Origin of the sequence: Chromobacterium aquaticum, assembly GCF_021129195.1 — a bacterium.
GTDB lineage: Bacteria > Pseudomonadota > Gammaproteobacteria > Burkholderiales > Chromobacteriaceae > Chromobacterium > Chromobacterium aquaticum.
The window spans coordinates 1-570 of sequence record NZ_JAJOHW010000286.1; the positions used below are offsets into that span (position 1 = coordinate 1).

Sequence of the window (570 nt, forward strand, 5' to 3'; positions counted from 1 at the left end):
GGCGGCACCCGCGCGCTGCTGGGCGTCTACCTGGCGGTGGCGGCACTGCTGTTCGCCGCCGGCCTGGAACCGGGCGGCGCCGGCGGCGCGCTGCTGTTGTTCATGCTGGCCATGCTCTGTCTAGGGGCCGGCAACGGCGCGGTATTCCAACTGGTGCCGCAGCGCTTTGGCGGCGAGATCGGCGCGGTCACTGGCTTGATCGGCATGGCCGGCGGCGTCGGCGGCTTTCTGCTGGCGGCCGGCCTGGGCGTGATCAAGCAGGCCAGCGGCGGCTACGCCATCGGCCTGTGGCTGTACGCCGCACTGGCGCTGACGGCCTGGGCGGGCCTGGCCGGCTTGCGCCAGCGCTGGCGCGCCGGCTGGACCCTGGCCAGCACCCGAGTCTGACACGCGAGGACATCCATCATGACGAAACCCAAACTGGTGGTGGTCGGCAACGGCATGGCCGGCATCCGCACCGTGGAAGAGCTGCTGGCGCTGGCGCCGGACCTATACGACATCACCGTGTTCGGCGCCGAACCACACCCCAATTACAACCGCATCCAGCTGTCGCCGGTATTGGCCGGCGAA

At 70.5% G+C, this 570-nt stretch carries 1 pseudogene; it reads left to right on the forward strand.

Going from position 1 to position 570, the window contains the following annotated elements:
- Window positions 1-387 (forward strand): annotated as a pseudogene (locus LQT98_RS23840) (MFS transporter); the annotation flags it as partial.
- Window positions 388-570: the final 183 nt, after the last annotated feature.